Below are 977 nucleotides of genomic sequence, written 5' to 3' on the forward strand. Positions count from 1 at the left end.
CGCTAGGACGTGTCTCCCATATGGCGGGTCCAGATGATGCATGCGCTGAGGACGACGGCGGCGCGGTAGACAGTGGCGAGTTTGTCGTATCGGGTGGCCAGTGCTCGCCATTGTTTGAGTAGCGCGAAGGATCGCTCGACGAGATTGCGCTGCTTGTAGCGGATCTCGTCGAATGCCGGCGGTCGCCCACCACGGCGGCCGCGGCGGGTCCGCGCGGCGATCTCGTCGCTTTTCTGCGGGATGACAGCGGTGATCTTGCGGCGACGCAGCATCCGCCGTGCTGCGCCGCTGGAGTAGGCACGGTCAGCGATCAGCGCGTCGGGACGCGAACGTGGATGCCCGCCACGGCGGGGTACCACGATCTCTTCGAGCACACTGGCCAGCATCGCCTGGTCGTTGCGTTGCCCGCCGGTAACCACCACGGCCAGTGGGCGGCCGTTACCGTCGACGGCGGTGTGGATCTTGGTGGTCAACCCACCTCGAGAGCGTCCGATGCCATGACCTGCGGGTTCACACTCGGCCAGCGGCAGATTCGTGTAATTCGACCCAGCCCCCTGTGTCCTGGTCAGGACGGGTCGTGTTCGTCGCGTGTTGATGGGCCCGGTTGATCGTGGCATCCACCGACACGGTCCAGTCCAGCCGGTCCTCGGCATCGGCCATCGCCAACAACTGCATCAGCACGCGGTCCCAGGTGCCATCACCGGCATAGCGACGGTGACGTTTCCACACCGTCTGCCATGGCCCGAACTCCGATCGCGGCAGATCACGCCACGGGATCCCGGTCCGATACCGATAGATGATGCCTTCCACCACGCGTCGGTCATCACCGAAGGGATGACCCCGCCGCCCCTGGTTGGAGGGCAACAACCCCGAAATCAACTCCCACTGAGCGTCATTGAACAACCGATACCGCGAAGCCGTCGTCACACCGACAGCATCACCTCAAACCCCGTCGCCATATGGGAGACACCCCCTAG

The 977-nt window shown here is 64.6% G+C and carries 1 pseudogene; it reads right to left on the reverse strand.

Going from position 1 to position 977, the window contains the following annotated elements:
* Positions 1–2: 2 nt before the first annotated feature.
* Positions 3–903, reverse strand: a pseudogene (locus BST14_RS31320) (IS5 family transposase).
* Positions 904–977 lie beyond the last annotated feature (74 nt).

Source organism: Mycobacterium arosiense ATCC BAA-1401 = DSM 45069 (genome assembly GCF_002086125.1).
GTDB classification, from domain to species: Bacteria; Actinomycetota; Actinomycetes; order Mycobacteriales; family Mycobacteriaceae; genus Mycobacterium; species Mycobacterium arosiense.